Genomic DNA, 24,938 nt, shown 5'->3' with positions numbered 1-24,938 from the left:
AATGACGGATTGTTCAGGCCTGCCGTGGCGGCGCGAGCACGCGCCGGGCAACCAGCAGTCCCACCAGCGTCACGGCGATCAGAATTCCCGAGATTGCCGCGACGCGCACATCGAGCGATTCCTCGATCAGCGCGAACATGCGCAGCGGCAGGACGGTCGTTCGCGCGTCGGCGAGGAAAAGCGATACCGACACATTGTCGAGCGACTGGATGAATACAAGGAATGCGCCGGCCAGAATGCCGGGCATCAGCAGCGGTAGGGTCACGCGCCGCAGTGTCATGAACCAGCTCGCGCCCATGGTTGTCGATGCCTCGGCAAGCGAGGGGTTGAGACCCTGAGCGACGACGGAGGCGGCGCGGTACATCAGCGGCCCGAAGACCACGACATGGCCTGATACGGTCAGCCAGAGCGACGGCTTGAAGCCGATGAAATTGGCGACGATCAGAGCGGCAAGGCCGTAGACCAGACTCGGCAGGACAAGCGGGGCGAGCAGCAGCGGCTCGATCGTGCCGGCGGTGCTGCGCTGCATGCGCGTCATGCCGATGGTTGCCGGAACCGCAAAGAGCAGCGATCCGAGGACGGCAAGGCCGGCGATCTTCAGCGAGTTCCAGGCGGCGATATGTTCGGTTGCCGAGCGCACGGGGTCGAGCAGCGCCGCATACCACCTGAGCGAAAAGCCCTGCGGCGGATATTTCAATGTCTGCCCCGAAGTAAACGACATCGTCAGCGCTATCACGATGGGTGCCACGAGATAGATGACGCAGAGCCCGCCAAATCCGTAGACGAATGCCTTGTAAAGCATGACGGGAATGGGATTTTCGCGACGATCACGCATGACCGACCAACCTCCTGTGACGGGACATCATGGTAAGGGCGACCAGCAGGCAACCGGTGGACAGCAGGAGAACGACGGCGATGGCCGAGGCCAGCGGCCAGTCGAACAGCGTGCCGACTTCGCGGTAGATCAGCTGCGGAACATAGACGTTGCGCGCACCGCCGATGACGGCCTGGGTGACGAAGGAGCTGCTGGTGCTAGCAAAGACGAGGATCCAGCCTGCCAGCAGGCCCGGCAGCATCAGCGGCAGAAGCACGGTGACAAGGATGCGCCAGGGACCGGCGCCGGAAACCTGGGCGGCTTCCGTCAGCTGGACGGGCGTGCGTGACAGGATCGCGATCAGCGGCAGGATGATCAGCGGCAGGTCGATCTGGCACATGGCCATGACCAGGCCGAGTTCGGTAAACAGCAGGCTCGTCGGCATGCCCACGAGGCCGAGCCCAACCAGCGCTTCGCTGATCGGCCCCTGGCGCCCGAGGATGACGATCCAGGCGAAGGTGCGCACGACATTGCTGGTCAACATCGGAATGAGCGTCAGGAAAATCAGCACCTGCCGCAGGTTTCGGCCGCCATGCCAGTAGAGAAGCGCGATCGGCACGCCGAGCAAGGTCGTGCCGATGACGGTTTCGAGCCCGAGCCTTGCGGTATTGACGAGGACGCGGAAATTGAACGCGTCCCCGAAGAAGCGGGCATAATGTTCGAGGGTTGCTCCGCCGGAGCCGGCGAAGCTGAAACCGACGAGGACGGCGAGCGGCGTTGCGAAGAACGCCACGGAAAGCAACAGCATCGGTAGGACGTATGGGAAGCCGCTCGCCTTCATCACATCACCTCAACCGGCAACGAGGGCGTCGAACTGGCGAATCCAGTCGTCGCGGTTCTTGTTGATCGCGACCCAGTCCGGATAGACCATGGTCTTGATCTGGTCGCGGGTGACATAGGCTTCGATGCCAGGTGTCAGCGCCACGTCCTTGTTGGTCGGGAACATCTCGGTCGGCGGTTCCTTGAGCTGGTCCTGGGCGGCCTTGGAGATGGCGGCATCCATGTAGGCATAGGCCGCATCGAGATTGGCCGTGCCCTTGGTCAGATGGATGTTGACGGGGGCCGCCGGCGAACCGGTTTCGGGATGGACGAACTCGGCGTTGAGGCCGAGGCTCTTCAGGTGGGCGACATTGCCGGTCGAGCACATGAACACGGCGATTTCGCCCTGCTGGAACAGCGTCATCTGATGGTTGGTGCTGTCGACCACGCCCTTCAGATGCTCCGGATGATCCTTGAACAGCTTGAAGACGGCGTCCATGTCGTTGGGGCCTGAGCCGAAGATCTTGGCGATCTCGGTATAGGCCATGACGGCGGTGTTTGAGGCAAAACCGGTCCAGGAAACCTTGCCGCTGTAGGCCGGGTTTTCAAAGAGATCGCGATAACCCTTCGGCTTCGGAACGAGATCGGGATTGTAGGCAATGCCGTTGACTTCGATGGTCACGGTCGGGCCGTATTCGCCCTGGAAGGACGGATCGAGCATGCCCCAGTTCTTGAGCTTGCTCGGATCGATCTTCTGGATGAGATCCTTCTCGATGGCGACGGCCATCTGGCCGGGCGACATCAGCAGCGTGTCATAGGGCGGGTTGCCGGGGCTTGCCATGATCTTGGCAAGCTGGTCCTGCGCCATCGCCGGGGCAATCGTCAGGTCGTAGCCTGCATCCTTGACCATCGGCGTCAGCACTGTGCGGTAGGCATCCTCCCAGCTGCCTGGGAAAGTGGCGGCAACGGCTCCGCCGCCGGCAGCGCGGGCGGAAAGCGGAAGCATGGCCGATGCGGCGACACCGGCCGCCAGGAAACCGAACCCACGACGGGTAATCTGAAAGTCCTTCATCTCGTTCACCTCTGTTGATCTGTTTCTTCACTCATGATTTCCGGTTCGGCCGGAAAGGCGTGACACCTTGCGGTGTCGATCTCGGCAAATAGCTTCGTTCCCGGTTCGGGAATGAATGTGGAGGGGCCTCTGACCTCGGAAGCGCGCAGGCCCGTGCCGTCTTCCAGAACAAGGTCATGGACGAGGGATGGGCCGAGTGGCACGGAAACCGTCATGCAAACAGGCAGGGTTCTCTCGCTCGGCTGCGTCGACAGGCGAACTTCTTCCGGCCGGAAGGTGATCGTGATCTTCGAGCCGAGGGTGAAGTTCAGCCGGCGCGGCAGGAGCAGAGTCCGGTCATTCGCGAGGCCGATCAGCGTGCTCTCGGCATCGAGCCGCAGCACCGTTCCATTGAGCAGGTTTGCCTGGCCGATGAAGGTGTTGACGAAGAGCGTCTTCGGGCGGTCATAGACGGTCATCGGCGTGTCGATCTGCTCGACATTGCCCCCGTTCATCAGCACCAGCCGGTTTGCGAGGCTCTGGGCCTCCTCCTGGTCGTGTGTGACGATCAGCGTCGTGATGCCGAGCGTCTTCTGCAGGTGCAGCAACTCCACCTGCAGATCGAAACGCAAGGCGCGGTCGAGCGCGCCGAAGGGTTCGTCGAGAAGCAGAAGGGAGGGGCGCCCGGCAATGGCACGCGCAACGGCGACGCGCTGCTGCTGGCCGCCGGAGAGTTCGCGCGGCAGGCGGTTGCCATAATCCTTGAGCCTGACGAGAGACAGCATCTCCTCGACGCGCTCCTTGCGCTGAGCGCGAGGAAGCTTCTGGCAGGCGAGCGGATAGGCGATGTTTTCTGCGACCGTCAGATGCGGAAACAAGGCATAGTTCTGGAAAACCATGCCGACGCCGCGCGATCGGGCCGAGACATTGGCGAGGTCTTGATCCCCGAGCACAATCCTGCCGGTCTTCGGCTGTATCAGCCCGGCGATGGCACGCAGCACGGTCGACTTGCCGCAGCCGCTCGGCCCGAGCAGGGCAACGATCTCGCCAGCCTCGATATCGAAAGCCACGTCGCTGATGGCGTTCTGGCCACCGTAACTGTGGGTGAGGCCCTGAACGCTGAGCCGCTTGCGTACAGCCATATTCGGTATGCCTGGCATAGGGCCTCCCTGGTTCTGGGTCGAGGTCACGGATTGCTGCGCTGTCTCCGGCACAAGACGGAGATGCGGGCCGGCGAGAAATTTTGCGTCGAGCTTGTTCATGAGAAACGAATTGCAAGCGGCATGCCAGTTTTGCTGTTCGTCCTTGTCGCCAAAGACAAGTTAATGAAAACTAAGCAGTATTTTCGACTTATAAAGTTGCGAAAGTTTATAATAATGCGTATACGATTTGAAATTCGCATTTAGTTTTTGTATAAATTTTCGCCAGCGTCGTATATTAAATGGGCATCAGATAGAAAAAGCAACGGCCCCTGAACGGGCGATCAAGCGCCGAAAAGCGCGGGATTTGGCATCTGAAGAGGTGTTTTTGGGTCTTGTGAGCGAATGAGGCGGTCAAAAGTGATGCGGCAGGGCCGGGGGAGCGTAAAAATTGTGCATTATACGTTCGAAACTTTATGCGAATTATATTGCGAAACTCTATCCGAAATGCCGTCATCAACAAAAATCCTATTGATATCAGGTAATTATTGACGCACCACTGCAGCTGGCACGGCGATTGCATGGATGATCTCGAGAATTCACCGGTACAAAAATGAAAGGGGATCACATGATGCGCATTCAGAAAATCTTGAAGGCCGGGGTTGCCGCAGCGACGGCCTCTTTGATCGCGGCCTCTGCTTATGCCGCCGGAGGTGCCGCTGAGAAGATGACGCCTGATGCCAATGTCGCCAAGCTCCCCGGCGTCGTCCTCACGCAGAAACTGGCCGACGGGCTGCCGCCCTCCATCAAGTCATCGGGCGTATTGAAGGTCGCGACCGACCTGACGCCGCCGATCAGCTTTCACGGCGAGGATGGCAAGCTGATCGGCATCGATGCCGATATCGCTGCCGCACTCGGCGTCATCCTGGGTGTCGATGTTGAGATGACCGATGTCGGGGCGGGTGCGGCGATCGTGCCCTCCATATTGGCAAAGCGCTTCGACATCTCGATCTCGGGAATCAACGACGATCCGGAGCTGGAAAAGCAGGTCGACGTCATCGACTACATGTACGACGCCACCACGATCATGACCGGCAAGGACAATCCTCTCGCCATCAAGGGCACGGAGGATCTGTGCGGCAAGAAGGTCGCCGTTCCCGTCGGCACCTTCCAGGCGAAGATGGTCGAGGCGGCATCGGCCAAATGCGCGACCCCGGTCAACATCATGTCGATCCCGAAAATGCCGGATGTGCTTCAGGCCGTCCGCACAGGGCGGGCTGACGCCACGGTCAACGGTTACGCCACCAGCGTCTACACGACCGAGCACCAGACCGGAAACGGCAAGGGCCTGCAGGCGCTGCCGGATATCCGCCTTGCCGTCGGTTATCTCGGCATGCTGACGGCCAAGGACAATCCGCAGCTGCGCGACAGTGTCGTCGCCGCCTTGCAGCAGATGGTGGACTCCGGCGCCTACGAGACCATCATGAAGAGGTGGAGCCTCGGACCGCTGGCCGTGAAGACCGTCAAGGTCAATGATGCCGCCAGCATGCCTGCGGATTGACGCCGATGGCCCTGTTTCAAGCGTCACCCATATCGCTCTCCCTTGCGCCATCGGTCGGAAGAACGATGCGTTGGGGGCAGATCGCAACCGGTGCCATCGCGATTTCAGCGCTGGCCTTCTTCGCGCTCGTCGTCGGGCAGAGCCAGAGCATCCAGTGGTCCGAGATCCCCCGCTATCTGGCGGATCCTTCGATCCTGCGCGGCGTGCTGCTGACGCTTGAACTGACGGCAGGCGCCATGGTGTTCGGCATCGTGCTCGGATGCCTGCTGGCGCTGATGGCGACGAGCCAGAATCCGGTTCTCAAGGTGATCGCCGCCGGCTTCGTCTGGTGGTTTCGCGGCGTGCCGCTGATTGTCCAGATCTTCTTCTGGTTCAATATCGCCCTCTTCATCCCGCAGGTCGGGATGGGAAGCTTCACCATTTCGATCAACGATCTGGTGACACCGGCCCTGGCCGGCTTTCTCGCACTCGGGCTGCACGAAGCTGCAAACATGTCGGAGATCATCCGCGGTGGCCTGGTTGCGGTCGATCGCGGCCAGCGCGAAGCGGCCACGGCGCTCGGGCTGAAAAAGACACAGACTTTTTTCACCGTCATCATGCCCCAGGCTACGCGTATCATCGTGCCGCCGACGGGGAACCAGGCCATCGGCATGCTGAAGGCCAGTGCCATCGTCTCGGTCATCGGTATGCAGGATCTGCTGACCCAGGCCCAGGCGATCTACGCCCGGAACTTCCTGGTCATCGAACTGCTGTTCGTCGCTTCGATCTGGTACCTCGCCATCACGACTGTCGCATCCATAGGCCAGCACTATCTCGAAAAGAGTCTCGTTCCGAAAGGCCGGACAGCAGAGAAGCCTCGCGCTCCCGGACGGGCGTGATCGCGGATCCACCGAGGTGAATTGAGATCAACAACGAAGGGGTCGCCAGTGCAGCGCGCGCCGTCAGGAAACAACAGAGGAGCATGACATGAAATTGGGAATCGACAGCATAAAGCTGCCTGAGGCGAAGAAGCGGGGGCCGATGGCAAGCCTTGATCACGTCAAGGAACTTGGGCTCGCAGGCATCTTCTTCAGTACGGCGCTGGACATGAGCCCCGACCTCGACAGCGGCCTACTGCGCGAGATCAGGGCGAAGGCCGACGACCTTGGCCTCTATCTCGAAAGCGGCATCGGCAAGATCAATCCCTATTGCAGCGCCGAGGAACCGGCGCTCCGGGCCGCCGGCGGCGGCGATATCATTGCCGGTTTCACGCGCATGATCGAGGCGAGTGCCGCGATCGGCTGCCATGAACTCTGGGTTGCTCCGGGCAATTTCAAGAGCGAATATCGCGGCAGGCTGGCCAATGACCGCTTCCGCACCGACGTGACCTGGGAAGAGCAGCTGTCCGGGATGGAAAAGGTCCTCCGGAAGCTGGCTCCCGTCGCCCGCGCCAATGGCGCGCATATGAACATCGAAACCCATGACGAGATCACGTCCTTCGAGATCCTGCGATTGATCGAGAAGGTCGGCGCAGATTGCGTCGGCGTCGTCTTCGACACGGCAAACGGACTGCAGCGGGGCGAGCATCCGGTCTTCGCCGCCAAGCGCCTGGCTCCCCATATCCGCCAGACCCATATCAAGGATGCCTATGTCGGGCGCGCTCCGGGTGGTCTCGATTTCCAGACCAGACCCGTCGGCGGCGGCATCGTCGATTTCGCCGCCATCCTTCCTATTCTTGCGGAGGCCAACCCCACGCTGAACCTGTCGCTGGAAGTCGCCCAGTCTGTCGCCGACAAGCCTCGCAAGGCCAATCCGCGCCAGTGCATCGAGATCGACGATCCGGTCTGGCGAGCTGGCCACCCGGACCTGACGGCCGATGAACTTGCGGCCTACATGGCGATGGTGGATGCCTATGAAAAGCGGGTCGCCTCAGGAGCGGTTCTCGACTGGGAAGCTTATGAGAGCCGCCGCTACGGCTACCCGACCTATGAGACGCAATCCTACGGCTTCAATGAGGCGATTGGTTTCATCAAGCAGTCGGCCCGCCACATCGAGGCTATTTGCGCCGAAAAGGGTATTGCCTTGTCCCCGCCGGCAAAAGAACAAAAGGCAGCCTAGCCTTCGAAGACAGCGCGCGGGCGGAGACTTTCGTCGGCGCCTTCAATGGGGATTTCTGACAAAATGCAGTGGTTGCGCAGAAACATTCTTATAGAAATAATTACAACGAATGGATATTCGGTACACGAGTAACTGGACGCAAAACATACCGAGGCTTGAAGTGGTGAAGGCAATAAGGAAAACGCGCCGTCAAAGCGTAAAGACGCCGTCCGCGTCCATTGGGGCGGCCGATAGCGCCGACAACAACGACGACGTCTCCGAGCGCATTCGCGCCACGCTGGCGGCAGCTATCGGCGAGGGCGCCTTAAAGCCGGGCACGAAAATCCTGGAGGAGGCGATCGCGGAGCATTTTGGCGTTAGTCGCACGGTCGTACGCGGCGCGCTCGGTGTTCTCGAAAGTGATCACCTCCTGGAGCGAAAGAGAAACCGCGGCACTTTTGTTGCCGAACCCAGCATTGCCCAGGCCAAGAACCTGTTCGAAGCCCGCCGAAAACTTGAAGGACTTCTGCTGGAACTCGTTATTGCACGGGCAACGGCCGAACAGCTCGATGCCCTGCAAAAACTGACCGACGAAGAAGAGCACATCCATCACCATGGTGATGAGAAATCCAAGACGGTTTTGTCTGGCAAATTTCATATCGTACTCGCCGAAACCGCCGGAAATCCTGTCTTGACGGAAATGCTCTCGAAGATCGTCGCTCGCCTGTCCCTCGTCATGTCCTTGTACGAAGAAGAGCGTAAGGACGACTGCGGCGCAGACCACCACCGAATGATCGTGGCGGCGCTGAAGGCCAAGGACCTGGCGAAGGCTAAGCAACTAATGGACCATCACCTGGCCGATATCGAGGGCCGCGTACGGCTCACCGAAGGACACGGTGATCGGCATACGTTCTTGGCTGTCCTGGAGAACTTCTCGTAGTTTCGAACGTCGCCCCCCGAATAAGTGAATGGCCATCAATGTTCGCCTTGGCCGGTACGACGCGTCGTCCTGCAATGACGGCTCTAGTGGAGCGTGCCGCTGATCACCATTTTTGACACGAATGCGGAAAGAAGCTGGCTATCGAAATGGCCCGGCGAATTCATCATCATGTTGATCGCCTCCGCTTGTGAGAAGGCGCGCTTATACGGCCTGATTGTGGTCAACGCTTCGTAAACGTCACAAATCGCCGCAAGCCGGGCTACGTAAGGGATCTTCTTTCCGGCGAGCCGACCAGGATAGCCAGAGCCGTCGAACTTTTCGTGGTGGTAGCGACAAATGTCGAGCACCTGCTTCGGAACATGCGCGACATGAGAAATCAGCTCATATCCCCGCTGAGGGTGCCCGCGCACAAGATCCATTTCCTCGGCCGTCAGCTTACCGGGTTTCGTCAAAATTTCGTCCGGCAGCGCCATTTTGCCAAGATCGTGAACCAGTCCACCCAGTCCCAGGACCCGTACCTCCTCTTCTCCATGACCGAGGCTGCGCCCTAGGGTGATCATAAGCGCGCTAACCGCCAGCGAGTGGAGGAACGTCAGCTCATCTTTTTCCTTCAGCTTCGCGACTGCGATCAGCGCACCGGCATTCTCGAAGGCTGCCGACATGATCCGCTCGACAGCTGAGCTTGCCGCATCGCTGGCAAAAGAGGCTTTGATCCTGGCATGGGCAAGCATTTGGCGGATCTGTGGTCTCGTATCCTCTACGCATTCCCTCGCCTGCTTGATATCCCTCGCCGAAAACACGGCACGAAGCTGGGCGTCAAACGCAGCCCGGTCGATGTCCTGTGGCGCACCCGGGTCGACATCCGCGCCTTTTCCGACGTCGATCACGACAGTCATTAGGCGGCTTGACATCAAACTCTCGACCTCACCGGCTGCCGAGATCAGGAACGGCTTGAACCGGCGTGTCCTGTCTTCTCCCTCAATTTCGACGTCCTCGACATACATTCCGACCCGCAATTGGCTGACATGTATCCGTTTTCGCATATCTGATCCGTTCAAAATGATCTTGGTACTCATGCGTTGTCTCAGGTATCCGGGCTGGCCCGAGCGTGAAAACCTCACTCAAGGAGGCTACAGGGCTCCGGCACGGGTCTTGTCTTTGTTGGGCCGTTGTCCATGCTGCTCTAAAATGGCTGCGGCAACCGTTCGATCGACTGCTTTCGAAAACAGATAGCCTTGTCCGAGCTTGCAGCCGAGCTGGCTCAACTGAGCAGCTTGGGATTCTGTTTCAATCCCCTCTGCGACAACCCGGATTCCCAGCTTCTCAGCTATTCCGATCAGGCCCTCGATGATGAAAGTCCCCGCGTCGCCCGGGACCATGCGATCGATGAATGACTTGTCGATCTTGATGATGTCGACCGGCACCGTCAGCAGGTGGGTCAAAGACGCGTAGCCCGTGCCAAAGTCGTCGAGGGCAACCAGTAACCCCTTGGACCGGAGAGCCTTTATCTCGTTCGCTACGACATAGTCCCGTTGTCCGAGATAAACCGATTCCGTCACTTCGAGGATGATGTGCTTAAGAGGAACCTCTGCTTCCACGAAAATGCGGCACAGCCTGTCTTGCAGATTACCGCCACGAAAATCTGCGGCGGACAGGTTGATGCCGACATGTTGGAGAGGAAGGCCCCGGGCGAGCCAGCTACGGATGTCCCTCGCGACCCTCAGCAACATCCGTTGGGTCAGCTCAGCAGCAATATGCGCGTCTTTCGTCGCCTCATGGAAATGCGCTGCGGCTATGATTTCGCCGGAAGGCGTGGTCATTCGACACAAGGCTTCGAAACCCACAATTTCGCGAGTATCCAGGCGCAATATCGGCTGGTAATGCGCGTCGATCCGATCGTCTTCGAGGGCGACGCCCACATCGCGAACCGCCCTGAAGCGTCGGGTCAGGGCGGTGCCTAGGCCGGGATAGTGTTGCACGTACCGGCCGCGGTTGTGTTCTTTCGCATGATAGAGCGCCACATCGGCGTTCTGGCGGATCTGGTCAGAGTTTGTTTCCATCTCAGCCAGCGCGCCGCCAATCGTCGCGGTGGGAAAGACCACATGACCGTCGCACGTTGAAGGAGAGGACAGGGCTTTGAAGATGTCGGTTGCCCTCGCATTCAGATCAAGCTCTTTGTCGTCCGACACAATGACAGCAAACTCATCTCCACCGAGCCTGAATGTGTTTTGGGAGCCTGCTGTCGCGGCGATCCGGTCTGCAACCACTTGAATCAAAGCGTCGCCGGCTGCGTGCCCGAACGTGTCGTTCACGAGTTTCAAGTTGTCGATGTCCACCAGCAAGATGCCCCAGGCGCGCCGGGATCGAGGCAGCTCTTCGGCTAGAAGCTGATTGAAACGAGCGCGATTCGACAGGCCTGTTAAAGCGTCGCTGTATGTCAGCCGCTGACGTTCCATCACCCGTTCTTCGCGATCGATGGCGATTGTGCAGAGATGGACACAAGCGTCGACAAGGTCCCGTTCGACAGCCTTCGGACCGCGGTGGTCTCGATAGTAGAAGGCGAAGCTACCAATCACCCGCTCGCCACGCTTGATCGGGCTGGACCAGCAAGCCTTCAACCCCAGCGGAAGGACCAGGGATTTGAAGTCCTGCCAACGATGATCAGTCTCGATATCGGTGACAACGACCGCTTCTCCGAAATAGGCAGCAGCGCCACAGGAGCCCGCAAGAGGGCCGGCCTCAAGATTGTCGACAGCCGCTGAATAGTGAGGCGGTAGGGAAGGTCCAGCGAGTGTATGAAGACGGCTCCCGTCGAACGTCAGCACCGAAGCGATGATCCCAGGAACGGCGGCCTCAACCTTGAGGCAAAGTTGCTCCATCGTTGCCGCAAGCGGTTCGCCTTTGGCAATCATTTCCAGAATGGCATTCTGCAACTCAAGGATCATGACGTCACTTCCCGGAAGGAGACCCTCCCTAGCAAACCGACTTTCAGATCAGGTTACGCCGTTGATTAGATTTTGATCGAATAGACGCCGGATGATCAGTTCAGGACCCGTCGTGCCGAGCTTCGCGTGCGAAAAGTTTTCTCCACCATTCGGATCTCCTTTCAACGGTGTGAGATTGACCGAATGTCACGGTTATTCTCTAAAGATGATTATGAACATACAATCCTCAGTCGTGCTCTTGAGGGCGCCGAGTCAGCGAGCACTGCATAATTTTCGAGAGTCAGAAATCAGCTTATCGGATATGGTTCGGAATGCGTTGCAATGTCCCCATCTGGCCGTCGCCGCACAATGGAAATTGGCCTAAAAGATGATCGGTGGCGATAAATATGTTGGCTCCGTAGGCAAAGCATCGCTCGCGATTATCGCGCTGATGTTCCTGTCACTGACCACCCTCTTGTCGCTCTGGCTCATATCCAGTTACGATACAGCTGTTCGCCGGGGCGATGAGCGTGTCAGCGCCGCTTCCAAAATCGTTGCAGCGAACGCGAATTGGTTGAATTCCCTTGCTCGGGAGACCCTGCACCGAATTGACGATGCTCTGGGGTCGAGTACATCTTTGCCCGGCCCGGACCGTGTGCGCGATCTGGACGCTGCCGTCTATGACCTTCCTCCTCAGGCGACTGCTTACGTCATCGGGGCCGATGGAGAAACGCTCTATTCAAATGATCGCAATATCCGGCCGATCAACGTTACCGACCGCGACTACTTCGTTCGCCTGAGAAACGGTGCTGACGAATATACATCCCCGCTGATCATCAGCCGCCTTTCCCAGCGGCAGATATTCGTCTTTAGCCGCAGGCTCGAACGAAATGGCGTGTTCGCCGGCGTCGCCGTGATTGCCTTCGACGCGAGCATCCTAAGGCCAATATGGGACGCGGTCGCGATAGGCGAGAACTCGATTGTCAGCTTCATAAGACGCGACGGGCAACTTATCGCCCGATACCCGGAACCCGCCGGACCAGTCGATATGCGAAACCACAAGCTGTTTACCGACTACATGAGGAAGGCGACATCAGGCACGTATCGCTCCGTGTCGCCAGTCGACAATGAAGATCGCCTGGTCGCATACCGAATCCTCGAGCGCACCCCTTTTGTGGCCATTGCTTCGGCAGATATCCATGTGATCATGCAGCCCTTTTGGGAGGATGCCAAAATTGCGGCTTTGTTGGTCGCTTTCGCCCTTGTCGGCGCTTTTGCCGCCGCATTGTGGATTCAGAATCTGATCAAGGTGGACACATTGCACACCAGGCAGCTTGCGGATGCGTTGCGATCGAATGAAACGCTCATGCGCGAAATACACCATCGAGTGAAGAACAACCTGCAGACGGTGATGGCCCTGCTGCGCTTGCAGGGTTTTGAAGCGGAGGCCGTTCAAAAATTAAACGAGCGCATCTCTGCAATGTCCGCAGTTCACGAGCAGATGTACGGCTTCGACCAGTTTAGCGGAATATCTGCTCGAGAATTCATTCCATCATTCGTTAAGACGCTTGTCGATGTCCACGGTCGCGCCGTTTCCGTTGACTTTGAAATCGACGACATCGTGATTGCAGCCGACAAGGCAACGCCGTTTGCCCTCCTGCTCAACGAGCTGATTGCCAACAGCATGAAATACGCGTTCGACGGTCGGGCATCCGGAAACATTCGCGTCATGCTGCACGTAACCGAAGGAGAGGAATCCCAACTTACCGTCGCTGACGACGGGATTGGATTTGATGGCCGATCGGACAGCGCCGGGATGGGGACGCGGCTGATCAAAGCCTTCGTAAATCAACTGCATGGCGAGGCGAGGTACAATCGCCTGGAAGGGACGCAGTTTACGGCAACACTCAAGCTTACCGATTGAGCGAGAGTTAATTCGAAGCCACGTCCCTGCCCAAAGCAAGCCTTCGGTTATCTCCGCTGCATCGGGGGCACTTTTCATCGGGCTTGGGGCGACACATTTTCCAGGCACCCTGCCGCTGGTGCGGGATTTCCTCGCCGTCGGCTTGCTCAATTCAGATGTCACTGGGAGCAGAAAATGACGAAAGTTCCAACCATAGCTCGTATCTGGCGTGGCCGCACGAAGCCGGAACTCGCTGATGAGTATGAAGCCTACAACCGCGCCGAGGGAATTCCTCCACTGCTAAAGACAGCACTCGACGTTCAACTGTTGCGCGAAGATCGTGAGGATGAGACATGGTTCACGACGATCTCCTACTGGGCCGACATGAAATCGATGACCGCGTTTACGAAAGGCGATCCACAGCAGGTTCATCATCTGGAGCGGGACGCAGAACTGCTTTGCGAACTTCCCGAGCGTATCCAGATACACAAGATAGTGGTCCCGCCCAGGCTGCGCTGAAAATACCCCCGCCCCTTCACACATCTCCGTGACGCCTCTGCTCGTCTTGGAAGATCATACCCGCGACGTCGACACGAAATCCAAAACGTTTTGGCTTGACTCCCAAAACGTTTTGGAGAATCTTTTTCTCACTTCGGGAGGAAGATCTTGGCCAATCTCAAACAGCTTGCGCAATCGCTGGGACTATCGATCACCACGGTATCGCGTGCGCTCGATGGTTATGCCGATGTGTCGGCCGCCACTCGCGAACGGGTGCGCGAGGCTGCCGACAAGGTCGGCTACCGGCCGAATGCTTCGGCCCGCCGCCTCCGCAGGCAGCGCGCCGAACTGGTCGCGGTCACGCTGCCAAGCGATCCCGGCCACATCGGTCCTCCGCATTTCCTCGATATGTTGTCCGGCTGTGCCGAACATCTTGCTGCTGCCGGCCTCAATCTGGTGATTGCACCGGTGCCGCGCGGCGAGAGCGAACTCGACATTTGCCGCCGCTTCGTCGATGGCCGCCGCGTCGACGCCATGCTTCTCGTTCGTACCAAGCGGAAGGACGAGCGCGTCGAATTTCTGCAGTCGCGCGGCATTCCCTTCGTCACCAACGGCCGCACCGAAAGCCTGCTGCCCCATCCCTATATCGACGGCGACGGCTTTGCCGGCTTCCGGGCCGCGACGCTGCGCTTCCATGCCGCCGGCCACCGCCGTATCGGTCATATCGCCGGCCCGCAGGAATATTACTTCGCATATGACCGCTGCCGTGGCTGGCGGGCGGCGATGGAGGAATGCGGCCTTGCCACCGACCTCTGCGCCGAAGGTGCGCCGTTGGAACAGGGCGGGTATCTCGCGGCGCTGGAAGTTTTGCGTCAACCATCGCGTCCGACCGCACTCGTCTGTGCCACGGACGAAATGGCGATCGGGGCGCTGAGGGCGCTGCGCGAGGTCGATGGCGGCAACCAGATCAGCATTGTCGGCCATGACGATCTGCCGATGGGCGCCTTCACCAGCCCGCCGCTCTCGACCATGCGCATGACCGGCGAAAACCTCGGCGCGAGCTTCGCCTCGCTGCTGCTGCGCGCCATTGGCGGGGAGCCCGCCGAAGAACTCCAGGAACTTCACGCGATCGAATTCGTCGATCGTGACAGCCATCGCCGTCCCGCCAAGGCGGCATAGACAGAAGTGCATCTCAAACAAAGAACAATGAAGGAGGAGAAAGATGAAACATATCATGTCATTTGGAATTCTGGCTTCCACCGTGCTGGCCTTCGCTTCGCCTGTGCTTGCCCAGACGGTTTTCGTGTCCACTCAGCTTCGTCCGATCGAAGAGGCGACCGTCGTCCGCGAGGAGTTGTTGAAGGATGTCGGCTCGGTTGATTACGTGGTCGAGGAGCCGCCGCAGTTTGCTGTCCGCATGGAGGCCGAACGTCAGGCCGGCAAGCGCACCGTCAGCCTCGTCGGTGCGCTGCATGGGGAGCTCTCGCCGCTTGCCGACAAGGACACGCTCGAGCCGCTCGACGATCTCGCCAAGAAGCTGGCAGCAAGCGGCATGCCGCAGTCGCTGCTCGACCTCGGCAAGCTCGGCAAGCCGACCCAGCAGTACATCCCGTGGATGCAGGCGACCTATGTGATGGCCGCCAAGAAGGAAGCGCTGCAATACCTGCCTGATGGCGCCGACGTGAACGCGCTGAACTACGATCAGTTGATCGAGTGGGGCAAGAATATGCAGGAGGCGACGGGCCAGCCGCAGATCGGTTTCCCGGCCGGCCCGAAGGGGCTGATGGCGCGTTATTTCCAGGGCTATTTCTATCCGTCCTTCACGGGCGGTGTCGTGCGCACCTTCCAGAGTGCCGATGCGGCCGCCGGCTGGGAGAAGCTGAAGACGCTGTGGACCTATGTGACGCCGAACTCCACCAGCTACGACTTCATGCAGGAGCCGCTGGCTGCCGGCGAAGTCATGGTCGCCTGGGACCATATCGCCCGGCTGAAGAATGCCATTTCCGCCGCACCGGATGATTATGTCGTCTTCCCCGCCCCCGCCGGTCCGAAGGGCCGCGGCTACATGCCTGTTGTCGCGGGTCTCGCCATTCCGAAGGGCGCACCTGACAAGGCCGGCGCAGAAAAAATCATCGAGCACCTGTCCATGCCGGACACGCAGCTTCTGACCGCCTCCAAGGTCGGCTTCTTCCCGACCCTCAAGGTCAAGCTGCCGCCGGATCTCGACGCCGGCGTCGCTCTGCTTGCCGGTGCGGTCACGGCCACCCAGGCGTCCAAGGACGCGGTCATCTCGCTGCTCCCGGTCGGCCTCGGCGACAAGGGCGGGGAATTCAACAAGGTCTACATGGATAGTTTCCAGCGCATCGTGCTGCAGAACGAGCCCGTTGCAGACGTGCTGAAGACCCAGGGAGCTACCATGGCCAAGCTGATGGCCGATACGAAGGCTGCATGCTGGGCGCCGGATGCCAAAAGCGACGGCCCCTGCCCGGTCGAATAAATCCGCCCGAGACGCGTCCGGGCGAAATGCCCGGGCGCTCCTTCACCACTCAGCTCGTCGAGGCAGGAGCCGATGACCAATAGCCGACCCTGGATCCCCTATCTGCTGATCCTGCCATCCGTCGCCTTTCTGGCGCTGCTGTTCGTCGTGCCGCTGGTGCAGACAATCTGGCTGGCGGTTTCGGACAATGGCGCGCCGTCGCTTGCGAATGCCGAGCGCATGGTAACCGACATCAATTTCACCCGCTCGGTGAAGAACACCTTCCTGCTGACGATCGCGGTCGTGCCGGTGCAGATCGCCATTGCGCTTGCCATGGGCACCATGGTCGCCAAGGTCGGCCGCGGGCGCGAGACGATCCTGTGGATCTGGACCATCCCGCTCGGCATTTCCGATCTCGCCGCCGGTCTCGTCTGGCTGTCGATCCTGCAGAATACCGGCTATCTGAATTCGCTGCTCTTCGGCCTCGGTATCATCGGCAGGCAGGCAAGCTGGCTTTCCTACCAGACGCCGGTCGCGCTCTTCATCGCGATTGCGGTTGCCGAAATCTGGCGCGGCACGGCAATCGTCATGGTCATCATCGTCGCCGGTCTCAACCAGGTGCCGAAGGAATTCAAAGAAGCCGCCGAAATCTTCGGTGCTGGTCCGTGGACGCGCTTCTGGCGCATCACCCTGCCGCTGATCCGCCCCGCCCTGCAATCGGCGCTCATCCTGCGCACCGTGCTCGCCTTCGAGGTCTTCGCGGTGGTCTATGCGCTCGGCGGGCGCAATTTCCCGGTCCTCGTCGGCGAGGCCTACAACTGGCAGAATCAGAACCAGAACTACAGCGTCGCTGCCGCCTATGCGGTGCTGATCATGATCATCTCGCTTGCCGCCACGCTCATCTATCTGAAGGCCTTGAAAGTCGATCCGGAGCGCCTGCCATGACCACGGACACAATCAGCACGGCCGCGGACACACCCAAAGCCGCCGGCTTCGTCTCTTCACGCCGCTGGCTGCTCTGGAGCGGCATTGCCGCACTCTGTGCCTGGGTGCTGGTGCCGATCTATCTGGTCGCGCTCGGCGCACTCGGCGGTCGCCAGGGCGTCTATGTCTGGCCGAAAACCGGCCTTCCCACCGGCATTTCACTGGAGCCCTTTTTACTCTTCCTGAAGACGGAAGGCGTCGTCCAGTCCTTTCTCAATTCGCTGGGTGCGGCAGGCATCACGGTGGCGCTTTCGATCCTGCTCGGCGCGCCGGCCGGTTATGCGCTCGCCCGCTACGATTTCCGCGGCAAGGACAGCTACCGTCTCCTGGTGTTGCTGACCCGCGCCTTCCCGCTGGCGATCCTGGCCCTGCCGCTGACGGTCTCCTTCATCCGGCTCGGCCTCTACGACACGATCCTCGGCGTCGGCCTCATCCATACTGTCCTGGCGCTGCCTTTCGCGGCACTCGTCACGCAAGGGATTTTCCTCGGCGTGCCCAAGGAGTTGGAGGAAGCCGCCTGGGTGTTCGGCTGCACCCGCATCCAGGCCTTCTTCAAGGTGGTGGCACCCTTGGCGCTTCCCGGCATCGTCGCAACCGCGGTCTTTGCCTTCGTCATCTCATGGAACGAGGTCTTTGCTGCCTCGGTGCTGACGGTGCGCAACCGCACGCTGACCGCCTACCTGCTGACCGTGCTTTCGGAAAGTCCGATGCATTACCGTTTTGCCGGGGGCCTGATGCTCATCCTTCCCTCGGTTGTCTTCATCTTCGCGGTCAGACGTTACCTCTTCGCGATCTGGGGCATTTCCTCCAAATAACGGGACCAGAGATATGGCCAATATTGTCATCGACCGCATTCGCAAGAGCTTCGGAGCCTTCCAGGCGCTGAAAGAGGTTTCGCTGACGATCAACGACGGCGAATTCGTCTCGCTGCTCGGTCCGTCCGGCTGCGGCAAGACCACGCTGCTGCGCATCATCGCCGGCCTCGAGACTGCAACATCGGGAGATGTCCGTATCGGCGACAAGTCGGTGATCGGCTTGCCTCCCAAAGATCGCGGCCTTGCGATGGTCTTCCAGAACTACGCCGTCTTTCCGCACATGACGGTCTATGAGAACGTCGCCTTCGGGCTGCGGATGCAGAAGGCCGACGACGCCAGAGTGAAGGCGCAGGTCGAGAAGGCCGCCGGCCTCCTGCATATCGAGCAATATCTCGACCGCTACCCGAACAAGCTTTCCGGCGGCCAGCGCCAGCGCGTCGCGGTCGCTCGTGCCCTTGCCGTCGAACCGAAGGTTCTCCTGATGGACGAACCGCTTTCGAACCTCGACGCGCTGCTCCGCCTCGAAATGCGCACCGAACTCAAGACCGTGCTGCAATCGGCGGGGACCACGACGATCTACGTCACTCACGACCAGACCGAAGCCATGGGCCTTTCCGACCGCATCGCCGTCATGCATGGCGGCGTGATCGAGCAGGTCGGCCATCCGGTCGAAATCTACAACCACCCGGCGACACGTTTCGTCGGCGGCTTCATCGGCAACCCGCCAATGAACTTCATCAAGGTGCCGGTCACGAACAGCCAGGTGGCGGCAGGCACCGAGCAGTTTGCCGCGCCGCAAGGGTCCGGCAATCAAGTAATCCTCGGCCTGCGTGGCGAGGCCGTCGAACTCGCGCCGCTGCCGCAGGGTCTCGAAATGAGGGTACGCGTTGCCGAACCGATGGGCTCGCACCTGCTTCTGACCGGCTCGATCCACGACCAGCCGGTGCGCGTCATCCTGCCGGCCTCGGAAACCGTAAAGAGCGGCGACACGATCGGTCTGAAGCTTGACCAGAAGCGCATCACCTGGCTTTCGCCTGAAAGCGGCAAGTCCTTTCCGGCCGTTTTGGCCTAAGAATACCGGAGTACCCGAAATGAATATGCATATCGACCAGGCGAAGCGCATTCTCGCCGCGAACGATCGCGGCGGCTATACGGTGCCGACAGACCGGCTCTATCCCTTCCAGTGGAACTGGGATTCCGCCTTCGTCGCCATGGGTTTCGCGCTCTACGATATCGATCGCGCCTATCGCGAGCTGGAACGGCTGGTCGAGGGCCAGTGGGCGGACGGGATGATCCCGCATATCCTCTTTCACGCACCAAGCGAAACCTATTTCCCGGGACCGAACGTTTGGCGCACGAAGCACACGATCGCGACCTCCGGCATAACCCAGCCGCCGGTCTTTGCGATCGCGCTGCGCAAGCTGCATGAAGCCGCCGGCAAGGGTGCCGAAGCCCGCACCCTGCCCCTCTACGAGGCGGCGCTGAGATGGCACCGCTGGTGGTATTCCGCCCGCGATCCCAATGGCACCGGACTTGTCGCGCTGCTGCATCCCTGGGAAAGCGGCAGCGACAATTCTCCCGCCTGGGACATCGCGCTCGCTCGTGTACCCACCACCACCGATACCCCCGTCTTGCGCAAGGATACCGGCCATGTCGATGCCGACATGCGTCCGCGCGACGAGGATTACCGCCGCTTCATCCATCTCGTCGATACCTATGCCGCCTGTGGCTGGGATCCGGCGAAACAATGGGAAAAGGCGTCCTTCAAGGTCGCCGAGATCCAGACGACCGCCATCCTGCTCAAGGCCGGCGAAGACCTAGAGCACCTTGCCCGCCTGTTCGACCAAACCGAGGACGCGATCGAGATCGCTGCCTTCAACAACCGCACTCGCAAGGCGATGATGGCCCAATGGCGGCCGGACCTCGCTCGCTTCGTCTCGCGAGACTTGATCTCCGGCGAAGATGTCGAAGCCGCAACGCAAGCCGGTTTCATCCCCCTCCTCTCGCTGGATCTCGGCAAGCAGGTTGCCGACGCGCTGGTTTCGGAAATGAAGGTCTGGTCCAAGGATCTCAAGGTCGCCTTTCCGACGACGAAGCCGGGCATCGCCAGTTGGGAGCCGAAGCGTTACTGGCGCGGCCCCGCCTGGGCCATCATCAACTGGCTTCTGATCGACGGATTGAAGCGCAATGGCCACGCGGATGTCGCCGAAGAGCTGCGGCAATCCACCATCGCAGCGATCGAAACGGAAGGTTTCGCCGAATATTTCGACCCGGTCACCGGCCAAGGCTGCGGTGGCCTCGGCTTTTCCTGGACAGCTGCCGCCTATCTGTGGCTTGAGCGAGGCAGAGTCCTTGCCTGAGCGTGGAGCCGCGCCCAACTTAAGCCGTTTTCTGCGATTGGCTTAACCGCTCAAGGTCGCCTATATATGTAAGCGTATGATTTAATCATATGGTGTGCTATAAAGAGATAACGGAGGATACACACCATGCGTACAACCCAACCCCTCACCATCACCCTTCCGCTGGAAATGGCGCAGATGGTGAAGGCCAAAGTCAGCTCCGGCGAATATGCGACCGAGAGCGAAGTTATCCGCGACGGTCTGCGCACCTTGGCCGCCCGCGACGCCGCAGTTGAGAAATGGCTGCGCGACGAGGTCGCGCCTACCTATGACGAGATGAAAGCCTACCCTGAGCGCGCCCTTTCCGCCGAGGAAGTCAGGCGGCGACTCGACGCCCGCATGGCCGCTCACGCCAAGAAATAGCGCAGGGCATGAACTACAATGTTATTTTTGCGCCCGAGGCGAGCGACGACCTCGAAAGCCTGCTGGTGTACCTGATAGACGAGGCCGGGCCGGAGACGGCTCGCAGCTATGTTGGTAAGATTGTGGATTACTGCCTCAGCTTTAGACGTTTCCCAAGCGAGGCGCTCTGCGTGACGATCTGCGGCCGGGGCTGCGCGTCGTTGGATATCGCGGCAAGGCAAGCATCGCGTTTATGGTGGAGGGGAACGCCGTATTAATCCTGCGTGTCTTTCATCGCGGCCAAGACGTCAGCTTCGACGATCATTAGCAACGCCGTCATGACCGGCAGCTTGCGACCAGAGTACGGGTTGCTCAGCCTCAGAAAATGGCTGACCAACTCTAACGTGGCTCTGTGGTTAATCCGGCTGCCATGGCTGCATGGTGAGCACATTGCCGCCTAGCTTCGCGAAGGCGCGCTGGCGACAGGAGAAGACGAGGATCTGCTGGTCGCGCGATTGGCGGTGCAGCGCATCGAACATTCGCTCGATCCGGTCGTCGTCGGAATAAACAAGCGCATCGTCGAGGATAACAGGCGCCGGCCGGCCGTCGCGGGCAAGCAGCCGGGCGAATGCAAGGCGGGTCAGCACCGAGAGCTGCTCCCGCATGCCGCCGCTCAGCCGGTCGACATCCTCGTCGAGGCCGTTGCGGCGCACGATCTGCGGCAGCAAGGTGTCGCCGTCGAAGGTGATCGAGATGTCGTCGAACAGCAGGCCGAGCAGTGGGGCGAGTTCGTTCATAACAGGCTTGAGATAGAGGTCGCGCGCCGCCGCCCGCGTCGCCGTCAGCGCCTTGCGCAGGCGATCGAGAACGCCGACCTCCGTCTCGAAACGCTTCACCTGCTCGCGCGCCGCTGCAAGCAAATCCCGGCTTTCCAACCAGTTTTCTTCCAGCGCACTGTCCGAGCGGGTGCGGATCTGACCGCCGAGATCGGCAAGCTCTTCGCGAAGCCTGGCAATTTCGCGGCCTGCGGCGTCGGCGACCGAACGTGCCCTGGCAAGGGCGGCCTCTGCGCCTGCAAGGTCCCGACCTGTCCTGCGCAAAGGCCCAGCCCGGAGTTCAACCGCATCGACCTGTTCTTTGGCGCTGGAAAGTTTTACGGCAAGGTCCTGTTGCAATTCAGTTCGGCCGGTTTCGGGGCCGATGACCGCCTCTATGGCCTCGAGTTCCTGGCCAAGTCTGGCGTGCTCTGTCTGCGCGCGCAATATGGCCTCGCCGGCGTCCGTGCGCATCACTGACGCCTCCCGCGCCCGATTGCGCGCCAGTTCGATGCGTCGCGTCGCATCCGCGAGACGGGCGCGCACCTCCTCCGGGTTGGCGTCGAGTTCGACCGGACCCTGGCTGAGTTCGGCAAAGCGTGCGGCGTCGAGGTGAAGTTCGTCGATGCCATTCGGGGCGAGATCGGCGAGCCGCTGGCGTGCCCGCACCAGCTCCTCCTGCTTGTTCCGCGCGGCAACATCGCGCTGTCGCGCCGCCCTCAGACTGTCGACACCAAGCTTGGCAAGCAATGCTTGGCGCGTGGCCTCCGCGGTCTCCAGCGCCCCGTCCTGATCGGCCTGCCGGCTGGAATGGATGGTCAAGGTGCCGACGCCTGTTATTTCGAGCCTCGCCATCCCGGCAAAGCTCTTATCCTCGCCCCCGGGCAAAGGCTGGCGGTCCATGCTCACCAAACCTGAGACGTCCTTCAGGTAATCGATCCTGAGCGTGGGAAGGCCGACTTCGGCGGCGGCGCGCAAGCCGACGATCTTGAGATCCAGCGCTTCGAGCCGTTCGATCGCATCGGCTGGAATGGCAAGCAATGCATGCGCCGCCTCCCCGTCCTCGATCTGCTGCCGCGCAGCTTCCGCCTGTTCGAGGCGCAGACGCACCTCGGCCAGCCGCTCGGCGGCGTGGCGCGAACGCAGCGCTGCCTCCAGCCGCGCAAGCAGTTCACGGTTTACCCGCTCCTCCTCTTCGGCCGCTTGCACCTCCGCCGTTGCGGCCTCGCTTTCGGCCAGCGATGCCGTGCGTCGCTCGGCTGCATTTGAAAGCTCTTTCTCCGCCAAGGCGAAACGCCGCGCGAGTTCGCCGCTGCGGTTCAATGCCGCCTGGAAGCGGTCGAATGCCTGCTGCGCCTCATCGCGGCGGCTGGCGGCCAAGGCAGCCTCGGCATCGAGCGCCTTGAGTTCCCTGTCATGCAGTTTAGCAGCTTCGAGCACCGACTCGGCATTGGCAATCGCCGTCTTCCGGCCGGCCTCCTCATCAGGGTTTTCCAGTTCGCTGAGTCTCGCCTGCACTGAGCGGCGGCGGTCGAGTGCGCCGTGCAGCATCTCCACCTCCTTGGCCAGCCGCGCCTCCTCCTCCTGCAGCCGGTCACGCTCCTCGAGGGCGGCGGCGAAGCGGCCTCCTGCCTTCGGCCGGAGCGTCGCGGTGACCAGGCGATTAAGTTCGTCCTCGCAGGCTTCGAGCACCGCCGACATGCGCCGTCCGCCCGTCAACGCCTCCACCTCGCCCTGCACCGAAGACAGCAGGCTTTCGCGCACCCGCTTGTCGTTCTCTTCCTCGCTCTTGCTGCGATTTTCGATGCCGGTGACGCCCTGGCGCACCCAGAGCAGACCCGCCGGGCCGGAGGTTCCGCCGGAAATGAGATCGCCGATGAAAGCTTCGGCCTCGTCGGCCTGGGCGACCAGCCGACCGCTGCCGAGATCGGTGACGCTGGCGCGCCGTCCGCCATAGAATTGCTTGGTCAGGCGGTAGCGGCCGGCTTCGATCGTGATATCGGCCTCGACGATCGGATTGCCGCCGCTATAGGGACGCAGCATCTGCACGTTCTTTGGCGTGCCGCTGTGCGGCTGGAAGAACAGGGCATGCAGCGCCTCGAAACAGGTTGATTTGCCATGTTCGTTGGCGGCGCTCAGCACATTGACGCCGTCGGTGATTCCTTCGACTGATATGCCGCGGTCGGCGAAACGTTTGACATTGTGGAGGCGAAGGGCGGTCAGTTTCATCGATCGATCGCCTCGCAATAAGAAAACAGGCGGATCAACGCTTGGCGCGCGACGTTCCTGTCGTCGCCGGAACGGGCTTCGTCGAGGCTTTCGGCAAGCAGCAAGTCCGCAGCATCGCGCAGTGCACCGGCTCGGTCGATGGTCTCGAGATCATCGCTCTCGCAGTCGGTCCCCAGAAGGTCGGTATCGATCTCCAGATGCGCAAATTCCGGCGCGACCTGCTCCAGCAGGCTGATCATTGCCGTCCGCCCGTTCAACCGGGCACGGCCGGACAGTGCGACGCGCAACAGGGTTTGTCGCCGCGCGAACGGTTCCGGCAGCGCGGCCTTCAGCACTTCAACACCGTCTTCCGATGCCAGCAGAGGAAGGTGCAACGTCTGCCAGGAAAAGCTGGCGGTCGTCACCGCCGTCGTTGTCGGCATCGCCCCCTGCCCGGCAATGGAAACGACCATCGCCTGACCCGGCCGGTCATGCTTGAAACGGTCCGGCTCGGGCGCGCCGCTATAATATGTTCTGGCGTCTACCGCTACCGATCCGTGCCAATCGCCGAGCGCCATATAATCGAGGCCGGCCAGCGCCGCGCGGTTCGGCGCAATCACGTTGGTGGCCGTGGCATCCTCGGAAAATTCCTGGATAGGGCCGTGGGCGAGGCCAATGCGGATAGCGCCGTCCGGCGTGGCGGCACCCGTCATCCATTCGGTCAGGTCGCGGCCCGGCCTCCTGGTCGTGCAAGGCGCCGGCAGGAGGATCACATCAGGTCCAAGCGGAAGGGGCACCGCTTCCGTCGCCAGGATGACATTGTCGGGCACAACGCCGCGCGCAGCACTCCAGAGCTGATCCGCCAGCAGCGAGTCGTGATTGCCCGGAAGCAGGACCCAGCGCAGCGGCGTATTCCGGGCCATCTCGCCAAGCGCCTGGCGAAGCACGGCCGGCGTCGGCGTCTCGGTATCGAAAGTGTCGCCGGCGAGCAGAATGACAGCTGCCCCATGCTCTCGTGCCGCACCGGCAAGCCTGGCGATCACGCCATGCCGCGCCTCGCGCAGGCGCCCTCTCAAATCCTCCGGAAGATTGCCAAATCGTTTGCCAATATGAAGGTCTGAACTGTGCAGGAAGGAAAACATTAATCAGCCATGTTTGCGATGCGCTGCGAGCT

General features: G+C 60.7%; 22 protein-coding genes. 14 read left to right on the top strand and 8 right to left on the bottom strand.

Annotated elements, in window-relative coordinates; all coding sequences use genetic code 11:
• Window positions 1–13: 13 nt before the first annotated feature.
• From ELH03_RS24790 to ELH03_RS24775, 4 genes are read right to left on the bottom strand one after another with little or no spacing between them, the layout of a single operon-like run.
• Window positions 14–835 carry an ABC transporter permease gene (locus ELH03_RS24790; RefSeq protein WP_128403298.1) on the bottom strand — a complete coding sequence of 274 codons (822 nt, stop codon included), beginning with the start codon at window positions 833–835 and terminating at the stop codon, window positions 14–16.
• Window positions 828–1,655, bottom strand: a complete 828-nt coding sequence (locus ELH03_RS24785) for an ABC transporter permease (RefSeq protein ID WP_018444758.1) — start codon at window positions 1,653–1,655, stop codon at window positions 828–830. The genes ELH03_RS24790 and ELH03_RS24785 overlap by 8 nt, the downstream gene beginning before the upstream one ends.
• 9 nt (window positions 1,656–1,664) lie before the next feature.
• On the bottom strand, window positions 1,665–2,705 hold the full coding sequence (locus ELH03_RS24780; protein ID WP_128403297.1) for an extracellular solute-binding protein: 1,041 nt from the start codon (window positions 2,703–2,705) through the stop codon (window positions 1,665–1,667).
• 5 nt (window positions 2,706–2,710) lie between these two features.
• Entirely contained in the window at window positions 2,711–3,946 is a 1,236-nt protein-coding gene (locus tag ELH03_RS24775) for an ABC transporter ATP-binding protein (RefSeq protein WP_130766847.1), read from the bottom strand.
• A 505-nt stretch (window positions 3,947–4,451) separates the two neighbouring features.
• Here ELH03_RS24775 and ELH03_RS24770 point away from each other — a divergent pair.
• From ELH03_RS24770 to ELH03_RS24755, 4 genes are all read left to right on the top strand, one after another.
• Window positions 4,452–5,384 carry an ABC transporter substrate-binding protein gene (locus tag ELH03_RS24770; protein ID WP_128403295.1) on the top strand — a complete coding sequence of 311 codons (933 nt, stop codon included), beginning with the start codon at window positions 4,452–4,454 and terminating at the stop codon, window positions 5,382–5,384.
• A gap of 5 nt (window positions 5,385–5,389) precedes the next feature.
• Window positions 5,390–6,262, top strand: a complete 873-nt coding sequence (locus ELH03_RS24765; RefSeq protein WP_130766846.1) for an amino acid ABC transporter permease — start codon at window positions 5,390–5,392, stop codon at window positions 6,260–6,262.
• Between the two features lie 88 nt (window positions 6,263–6,350).
• A complete protein-coding gene (locus ELH03_RS24760) occupies window positions 6,351–7,481 on the top strand; it encodes a sugar phosphate isomerase/epimerase family protein (protein WP_128403293.1) in 1,131 nt (376 codons plus the stop codon).
• A 172-nt stretch (window positions 7,482–7,653) separates the two neighbouring features.
• Window positions 7,654–8,400 (top strand): GntR family transcriptional regulator, encoded by a 747-nt coding sequence (locus tag ELH03_RS24755; RefSeq protein ID WP_130766959.1) that lies wholly within the window; start codon window positions 7,654–7,656, stop codon window positions 8,398–8,400.
• A gap of 83 nt (window positions 8,401–8,483) precedes the next feature.
• On the opposite strand, the gene ELH03_RS24750 is transcribed toward ELH03_RS24755, so the two are convergent.
• Complete coding sequence (locus tag ELH03_RS24750) at window positions 8,484–9,443, bottom strand: HD-GYP domain-containing protein (RefSeq protein WP_348630540.1); 960 nt, start codon at window positions 9,441–9,443, stop codon at window positions 8,484–8,486.
• A gap of 87 nt (window positions 9,444–9,530) precedes the next feature.
• Window positions 9,531–11,345, bottom strand: a complete 1,815-nt coding sequence (locus ELH03_RS24745; protein WP_128403291.1) for a putative bifunctional diguanylate cyclase/phosphodiesterase — start codon at window positions 11,343–11,345, stop codon at window positions 9,531–9,533.
• Between the two features lie 367 nt (window positions 11,346–11,712).
• On the opposite strand from ELH03_RS24745, the gene ELH03_RS24740 reads away from it, so the two are divergent.
• The 10 genes from ELH03_RS24740 to ELH03_RS24695 all read left to right on the top strand — a co-directional run bounded on the left by ELH03_RS24740 (window position 11,713) and on the right by ELH03_RS24695 (window position 21,019).
• The gene (locus ELH03_RS24740; protein WP_128411025.1) at window positions 11,713–13,248 is read left to right on the top strand and encodes a sensor histidine kinase; all 1,536 of its coding nucleotides are present in this window, start codon (window positions 11,713–11,715) and stop codon (window positions 13,246–13,248) included.
• Between the two features lie 174 nt (window positions 13,249–13,422).
• Complete coding sequence (locus tag ELH03_RS24735; RefSeq protein ID WP_027686323.1) at window positions 13,423–13,746, top strand: antibiotic biosynthesis monooxygenase family protein; 324 nt, start codon at window positions 13,423–13,425, stop codon at window positions 13,744–13,746.
• Window positions 13,747–13,893: 147 nt separating this feature from the next.
• Complete coding sequence (locus ELH03_RS24730; protein ID WP_130806815.1) at window positions 13,894–14,904, top strand: LacI family DNA-binding transcriptional regulator; 1,011 nt, start codon at window positions 13,894–13,896, stop codon at window positions 14,902–14,904.
• Between the two features lie 43 nt (window positions 14,905–14,947).
• Window positions 14,948–16,222, top strand: a complete 1,275-nt coding sequence (locus ELH03_RS24725) for an ABC transporter substrate-binding protein (protein ID WP_130766845.1) — start codon at window positions 14,948–14,950, stop codon at window positions 16,220–16,222.
• Window positions 16,223–16,294: 72 nt separating this feature from the next.
• Window positions 16,295–17,146, top strand: a complete 852-nt coding sequence (locus tag ELH03_RS24720; RefSeq protein WP_063475756.1) for a carbohydrate ABC transporter permease — start codon at window positions 16,295–16,297, stop codon at window positions 17,144–17,146.
• The gene (locus tag ELH03_RS24715; RefSeq protein ID WP_027686319.1) at window positions 17,143–18,000 is read left to right on the top strand and encodes a carbohydrate ABC transporter permease; all 858 of its coding nucleotides are present in this window, start codon (window positions 17,143–17,145) and stop codon (window positions 17,998–18,000) included. The genes ELH03_RS24720 and ELH03_RS24715 overlap by 4 nt, the downstream gene beginning before the upstream one ends.
• A 13-nt stretch (window positions 18,001–18,013) precedes the next feature.
• Window positions 18,014–19,072, top strand: a complete 1,059-nt coding sequence (locus ELH03_RS24710; RefSeq protein WP_128403288.1) for an ABC transporter ATP-binding protein — start codon at window positions 18,014–18,016, stop codon at window positions 19,070–19,072.
• A gap of 19 nt (window positions 19,073–19,091) precedes the next feature.
• Window positions 19,092–20,360 (top strand): MGH1-like glycoside hydrolase domain-containing protein, encoded by a 1,269-nt coding sequence (locus tag ELH03_RS24705; protein ID WP_130766844.1) that lies wholly within the window; start codon window positions 19,092–19,094, stop codon window positions 20,358–20,360.
• A gap of 126 nt (window positions 20,361–20,486) precedes the next feature.
• The gene (locus ELH03_RS24700; protein WP_128403286.1) at window positions 20,487–20,762 is read left to right on the top strand and encodes a ribbon-helix-helix domain-containing protein; all 276 of its coding nucleotides are present in this window, start codon (window positions 20,487–20,489) and stop codon (window positions 20,760–20,762) included.
• 8 nt (window positions 20,763–20,770) lie between these two features.
• Window positions 20,771–21,019 (top strand): type II toxin-antitoxin system RelE/ParE family toxin, encoded by a 249-nt coding sequence (locus ELH03_RS24695; RefSeq protein ID WP_245504891.1) that lies wholly within the window; start codon window positions 20,771–20,773, stop codon window positions 21,017–21,019.
• 138 nt (window positions 21,020–21,157) lie between these two features.
• Here the strand turns inward: ELH03_RS24695 and ELH03_RS24690 are convergent, their stop codons facing one another.
• Both ELH03_RS24690 and ELH03_RS24685 read right to left on the bottom strand, forming a co-directional pair.
• Window positions 21,158–23,785 carry an AAA family ATPase gene (locus tag ELH03_RS24690; RefSeq protein ID WP_130766843.1) on the bottom strand — a complete coding sequence of 876 codons (2,628 nt, stop codon included), beginning with the start codon at window positions 23,783–23,785 and terminating at the stop codon, window positions 21,158–21,160.
• Window positions 23,782–24,906, bottom strand: a complete 1,125-nt coding sequence (locus ELH03_RS24685) for a metallophosphoesterase family protein (protein WP_130766842.1) — start codon at window positions 24,904–24,906, stop codon at window positions 23,782–23,784. The genes ELH03_RS24690 and ELH03_RS24685 overlap by 4 nt, the downstream gene beginning before the upstream one ends.
• Window positions 24,907–24,938 lie beyond the last annotated feature (32 nt).

The organism is Rhizobium beringeri (assembly GCF_004306515.1).
GTDB lineage: Bacteria > Pseudomonadota > Alphaproteobacteria > Rhizobiales > Rhizobiaceae > Rhizobium > Rhizobium beringeri.
Note: the sequence above shows the minus strand (reverse complement) of the source record. Positions and strands in the feature narration are given on the sequence as shown.